Origin of the sequence: Roseiarcus sp., from assembly GCF_052145395.1 — a bacterium.
Taxonomy (GTDB): domain Bacteria; phylum Pseudomonadota; class Alphaproteobacteria; order Rhizobiales; family Beijerinckiaceae; genus Roseiarcus.
Genome location: NZ_JBKQOT010000503.1, coordinates 1 through 5,533, shown reverse-complemented (window position 1 = coordinate 5,533; position 5,533 = coordinate 1). Strand labels below are relative to the sequence as shown.

General features: G+C 69.3%; 6 protein-coding genes and 2 pseudogenes. 6 read left to right on the top strand and 2 right to left on the bottom strand.

What is annotated here, in order from left to right; all coding sequences use genetic code 11:
• Positions 1-63: 63 nt before the first annotated feature.
• The 6 genes and pseudogenes from ACLP25_RS17305 (at position 64) to ACLP25_RS17280 (ending at position 4,823) form a co-directional block, all read left to right on the top strand.
• A complete protein-coding gene (locus ACLP25_RS17305; RefSeq protein ID WP_442470415.1) occupies positions 64-756 on the top strand; it encodes a hypothetical protein in 693 nt (230 codons plus the stop codon).
• Between the two features lie 12 nt (positions 757-768).
• Positions 769-1,314 (top strand): annotated as a pseudogene (locus ACLP25_RS17300) (molybdopterin cofactor-binding domain-containing protein); the annotation flags it as partial.
• A gap of 27 nt (positions 1,315-1,341) precedes the next feature.
• Positions 1,342-2,400 carry a xanthine dehydrogenase family protein molybdopterin-binding subunit gene (locus ACLP25_RS17295; RefSeq protein WP_442470417.1) on the top strand — a complete coding sequence of 353 codons (1,059 nt, stop codon included), beginning with the start codon at positions 1,342-1,344 and terminating at the stop codon, positions 2,398-2,400.
• 4 nt (positions 2,401-2,404) lie between these two features.
• Entirely contained in the window at positions 2,405-3,427 is a 1,023-nt protein-coding gene (locus ACLP25_RS17290) for an FAD binding domain-containing protein (RefSeq protein ID WP_442470414.1), read from the top strand.
• A gap of 16 nt (positions 3,428-3,443) precedes the next feature.
• On the top strand, positions 3,444-4,103 hold the full coding sequence (locus ACLP25_RS17285) for a nitroreductase family protein (RefSeq protein WP_442470413.1): 660 nt from the start codon (positions 3,444-3,446) through the stop codon (positions 4,101-4,103).
• A 21-nt stretch (positions 4,104-4,124) separates the two neighbouring features.
• Complete coding sequence (locus ACLP25_RS17280; protein ID WP_442470412.1) at positions 4,125-4,823, top strand: SagB/ThcOx family dehydrogenase; 699 nt, start codon at positions 4,125-4,127, stop codon at positions 4,821-4,823.
• Here ACLP25_RS17280 and ACLP25_RS17275 read toward each other — a convergent pair.
• Positions 4,811-5,098, bottom strand: coding sequence for an MBL fold metallo-hydrolase RNA specificity domain-containing protein (locus ACLP25_RS17275; RefSeq protein WP_442470416.1), 288 nt, complete (start codon positions 5,096-5,098; stop codon positions 4,811-4,813). The genes ACLP25_RS17280 and ACLP25_RS17275 overlap by 13 nt on opposite strands.
• Before the next feature lie 15 nt (positions 5,099-5,113).
• Positions 5,114-5,366, bottom strand: a pseudogene (locus ACLP25_RS17270) (MBL fold metallo-hydrolase); the annotation flags it as partial.
• Positions 5,367-5,533 lie beyond the last annotated feature (167 nt).

Here is a 5,533-nt window from a genome sequence, read left to right as displayed (position 1 = left end):
GGCAGCTATCCGCACGTGGTTGCGGCGGCGCTGGTCGCCGCCCAGGCGAACAAGGGCTGAGCCATGGCCGATACGAGCGCCACGCGGGCCGAGATCTTTCCCGCCGGGATCGCCGGCGCGGGCCTCGGCACCGTTGAACGCCAGATCCCGGGCGCCGAGCCCCCGCCCCTACCACCGAACGCCGAGCTCTCGGTCATCGGCAAGCCGTATCCGCGTCTGAACGGCCGGGCGAAGGTCACGGGCGCAATCCGCTATACCGTCGATGTCGCGCCGCCAAAGATGCTCATCGGCCGCATTCTGCGCTCGCCGCACGCGCACGCCGAGGTGCGCGCGATCGATACGAAGGCGGCCGAAAGAGACCCGCGGGTGCGTGCGATCGTTCGCGCGATCCCGCTCGACGATCCCGCGCAGGCTGTCGTCCGCTACGTCGGCCAGCCAGTCGCCGCGCTCGCCGCGACGTCGATGGCCGCGGCGGAGGAGGCGCTTCGCCTCATCCGAGTCGACTACAAGCCGCTTCCCTTCGTCGTGGACCTCGACGAAGCGCGGAGGCCTGAGTCCGCGAAGGTCTACGCTCCCGGCGCCGCGCCGGGCGGGTCGGCGGGCGAACTCATCGCGCAGGCGGGTCTTCCGGTTGAAGGCAACGTGCGTGGGCCGATGCTGGCGAGCCGCGGCGACGTCGAGCGCGGCTTGGCCGAGGCGGACGTCGTCGTCGACGGCGAGTATCGCACGCATGCGCAGACCCACTGCTGTTTGTAGCCGCACGGCCTCGTCGCCGACTGGCGTCCCGACGGCCTGACGGTCCACATTTCGACCCAGTTCACGACCGGCGTCCGACGAGAGCTTGCGAGGACATTCGACCTGCCGCTCGAGAAGGTGCGCGTCGTCGTGGACGGCATGGGCGGCGGCTTCGGCTCGAAATCGACGCTCGGCAACTACGGGCGGCTCGGCGTGGCGCTCTCACGCCAAGCGGGCGCGCCGGTGCGGCTCACCCTGATCCGGCCCGAAGAGCAAGCCGATTCCGGGAACCGCCCGTCGGTCCATCAGCGAATCCGGATCGGCGCGCGGCGCGACGGCGCGCTGACCGCCATCGCCGTCGAGAGCCACGGCACGGCTGGCGTCGGCCTCAACGCCGGAGTGGGTTCCTTCGCCCAGTCAATTTATCAATGCCCGAACTTTGCGTCGGCGCAATATGACGTCTTTACCAACGCCGGCCCCGGGAGCGCCATGCGCGCGCCGGGCAACACGCCGGGCGCGTGGGGGATGGAGCTCGCGGTCGACGAACTCGCGGAACGTCTCAGCGTCGACCCCTTGGCTTTGCGGGAGCGCATAGACCCAAGCCTGGTGCGTCGCGAGGAGCGGCGCATCGGCGCAGAACGGATTGGTTGGGCGGCGCGGCATGCCCCGGGCGCCGATCCCGGGCCAATCAAGCGCGGCGTGGGCATGGCGCAGTCGCTGTGGGGCGCGAATGTCCAGACCTACTCCTTCATCGAGGTTCGTATCGCCCGGGACGGTTCGGTCGAAGCCTTGTCGAGCGTCCAGGACATCGGGACCGGAGTCGGCGTCGTCATCGCGCAGACCATCGCCGAAACGCTCGGCCTCAGCCCTGATCAGGTCACGGTCCGCCTCGGGGACACGAACTATCCGCTGGGGCCGCCGTCCTACGGCAGTCGCACCACGGCCTCGATCACGCCGCCCGCGCGCGTCGCGGCCTGGAAGCTCCTGCAGAAGTTGTTCGTCGAGGCCGCGCTGAAGCTCAACGCCGCGCCGGACGACCTCGTTGCGCGCGCCGGGCGGATCGAGACCAGGAGCGAGCCGCGGCGGGGCATGACCTTCGCCGAGGCGGCAGCCCTGATCCCAGGAGACACGCTCTCGGTCACCGAGAGTCGCGGCGAGGACTACGGCGGCTTCCGCCGCGTCATGGGCGAGGCCGCGCAGGCGCAGCAGGACCTCGGAGGCGTGCAGTTCGCCGAGGTCGCCGTCGACACGGAGACCGGAATCATCCGGGTCGAGCGAGTCGTCGCGGTGCAGGACTGCGGCCGGCCGATGAATCCGCTGCTGCTCGAGAGCCAGATCCAGGGCGGCGTGCTGATGGGCCTTTCCTACGCGCTGTACGAGAACCGCGTGCTCGACCGTGCCACGGGCCGGATGGTCAACGCCAATCTCGAAGCCTACAAGGTCGTGGGCCCTCGGGAGGTTCCGGCGATCGACGTCGTCGTGCTCGAGAACCTGCAGGGGCGCAGCGCGACCGACGCCTACGGAATCGCGGAGCCCGCCAACATCGCGACCGCGCCGGCGATCGGGAACGCCGTCTATAACGCGATCGGCGTCCGCCTGCGGTCGCTGCCGATGACGCCGGCCGCCGTCCTCGCCGCGCTCGGCAAGATTCCAGGAAGAGGCTGATCCCATGCGCAACTTTGCATTCGGCAAGGCCCAGTCCGTCGCGCAAGCGTCCGCGTCCGCGAGCCTCGTCGCCGAGGCGATGCTGGCGCCGGACGGCGGCGCCGGCCTCAACGATCTGCGGATCGTCAAGGCGGGCGGAATCGACCTGATGGATCTGATGAAGGAGGGCCTGCTCGCGCCGGCCGAGGTGACGAGTCTCGCCGCCGTTCCGGGCCTGGACGCGATTGCGCCGACCCCGGAAGGCGGGCTCCGCGTCGGTTCGATGGTCACGCTCGCGCGCCTCGCCGAGGACCCGGCGATCCGCGGGCGCTATCCCGCGCTCGCGGAGGCGGCGGGCAGTTCGGCGAGCCCGCAGATCCGCGCCGCGGCGACCTTCGGCGGCAATTTGCTGCAGCGCCCGCGCTGTTGGTACTTCCGGTTGGCAGAGTTCCGCTGCCTGCGCAAGGGCGGCGGCCATTGCTACGCCATAGCCGGCGAGAACGCCTATCACGCCATCTTCGACAACCGCTTCTGCGCCATCGTCCATCCGTCGACCTCCGCGACGGCGCTCGTCGCCCTACGCGCCGAGGCGGAGCTGACCGATGCGGACGGTGGAACACGCCGGGTCGCGCTGGAAGACTTCTTCATCGGCCCCGACAGGGACGTCCAGCGCGAGAACGACCTGAGGCAGGGCGAGCTTCTCATCGCCGTCCTCCTGCCGCCGTCGGCCGGCCTCAGCATGAAGCACATGAAGTTGGCGCAGAAGGAATCGTTCGACTGGCCGCTCGCCGACGTCGCGGTCGTTCTCGATCTTTCCGACGGCGGCGCCTGCCGGCGCGCGTCGATCGTGCTCGGCGCCGCCGCGCCGACGCCATGGCGCGCGCGCGCCGCCGAGGCGGCGCTGACCGGCAAGAGGATCGATGCCGACGCCGCCGCCGCGGCGGGACGGTTGGCGCTCGACGGCGCAACGCCGCTCTCCGGGAACGCCTACAAGGCGCCGATGTTCGAGGCGCTGGTGAAACGGGCGATCCTGGCGGCCGCGTCCTGATGAGAGGAGTTTCATCATGTTGACCCGACGCGAGGCCGCGGCCGGGCTGGCCGCAACCGCATTGGCGATGAGCGTGCGAGGAACAGCGCAGGCGCAGGAGGCGGAGGCGGCGGCGCGGTCGCTGCCGCCTCCGCGCGCAACAGGCGGCATGCCGCTGATCGACGCACTGAAACTCAGGCGCTCGACCCGCGCCTATTCCACCCGCCCGCTCGAGCCGCAAGTCCTGTCGGACCTGCTTTGGGCGGCGGACGGTGTCAATCGTCCGAGCGGCGACCGCACGGCGCCTTACTGGCGGCACATCATGGTCATCGACATCTACGCCGCGATGGCCGACGGCGTGTGGCTCTACGACCCGAAGGCGCAGGCCCTCCTCCTGCGTCAGAAGGACGACCTTCGCGCCTTGAGCGGGACCCAGGATTTCGTCGGTGCCGCGCCGCTGAACCTCATCTATGTCGCCCACGGCGAGCGGATGACCGACGTCGGCCCGGAGGAGCGACGCCTGTTCGCTTCGGCGGACGCCTGCTTCATCGGACAGAACGTCTATCTTTTCTGCGCCTCGGAGGGGCTCGCGACCGTGTTCCGCGGCTCCGCCAATCAGGCGAAGCTCGGCGCGGCGATGAACCTGCCGGAAGGGCAGTTCGTGACCTTCGCGCAGACGGTCGGCTATCCCGCGTGACCGGAGAATGAGGACAGGATCATGTCGACGGGCCATCGCGAACCGAACGTCGTCCACCTTGAGCCGATTGCGCTGCCCGAGCCGAAGCTCGATGGCGGCCTTTCGCTCGGCGAAGCCTTTCGCCAGCGGCGCACGGTGCGTGAGTTCAGCGACGAACCGCTGCCGCCGCAGCTTCTCGGCGACCTTCTGTGGGCGGCCTGTGGCGTCAATCGCGTGAACGGCCCGTTCGGCGTCTCGGGCCGCACCGCCCCCTCCGCCAGCAACTCCCAGGAGGTCGACGTCTATGTCGTCCTCAGCGCGGGGGCCTATCTCTATGACCCGACTGCGCATCGCCTCCGGCCCGTCGCGGCAGGCGATCACCGCCGCATTGCGCTCAGCGCACGGCAGGGCGCGGGCGGATCGAATGCGCCGGCGCGGCTCGTCTATGTCGCCGACCTCGACAAGCTCGAGCACACTGCAGGCTTCGACGAGCCCGGGCTGCACGACCCGGAAGTCGAGAAGTCCTACTTCTATGTCGACACCGGCCTCATCGCCGGCAACGTCTATCTGTTCACCGCCTCGCGCGGCCTTGCCGCTTGGTTCCACAACTGCGATCGGCCGGCCCTCGCGGCCGCGCTGGCCTTAAGCGAGCGCCAGCGGCCGCTGTTCGGACAGACGGTGGGATTTCCGAGGACGGCGGCGACGGCATCAAAGAGTCCGCCGTCCGATTACAGCTCGTAACTCTGTCCCATCGTCGGCATTTCGACCGCCGCGCCGCCGCGCTTGGCGGCGAAGGCGCGCATGTCCGGCTCTTCGCCGTGGGTCAGGAAGGTGCGCCTGGCGTTCGTCCGCGCATGCCAAGCAATGAGCCCCGCCTGATCGGCATCGGCCGAGAAGCCGTTGATGGTGTGAACGCGCGCCCGGACCCGAATCCGGTCGTCGCCAATCGTGACTTCCGATGCGCCGTCGATGATCCGGCGCGCAAGCGTTCCTTCGGACGCGTAGCCGACGAACACGGCAGCCGATGCCGGCCGTCCGAGGTTATGGCGCAAGTGGTGGAGCACTCGGCCGCCGGTGCACATCCCTGAGAATGACCGCGCCGCCGGTGACCCGGTTGATCGCAATCGAGTCGGCGGTTTCCCGGCTGAGATGAAGTCCCGGCGGCCGCAGTGGGTCGTCGCCCCGGCGAAGCCTGTCCGCAAAGTCCGGCGCGCAGGACTCCGGATGGCGCTTGAAGATCTCGGTCGCCGAGATCGCCATCGGCGAGTCGAGGAATACCTGCATCGCAGCGGCGATCCGGTTCCGGTCTACCCCTTCGCGCAAGTATACCCTGCTCAGGTCACAACCCGAAAATTTTTCGGATCGATGACGCGGAAGTTGTCCGTGACGGAAGCGCGAAATTCTGGCCATCGTCTGGGGACGTGTTCGCGCAGGAAACCCAGAACCGCCTC

Excerpts from the sequence above, each read along its gene's own strand:
- ACLP25_RS17305 (WP_442470415.1), top strand. The coding sequence starts at position 64 with ATGGCCGATACGAGCGCCACGCGGGCCGAGATCTTTCCCGCCGGGATC.
- ACLP25_RS17285 (WP_442470413.1), top strand. The coding sequence starts at position 3,444 with ATGTTGACCCGACGCGAGGCCGCGGCCGGGCTGGCCGCAACCGCATTG.
- ACLP25_RS17290 (WP_442470414.1), top strand. The coding sequence starts at position 2,405 with ATGCGCAACTTTGCATTCGGCAAGGCCCAGTCCGTCGCGCAAGCGTCC.
- ACLP25_RS17280 (WP_442470412.1), top strand. The coding sequence starts at position 4,125 with ATGTCGACGGGCCATCGCGAACCGAACGTCGTCCACCTTGAGCCGATT.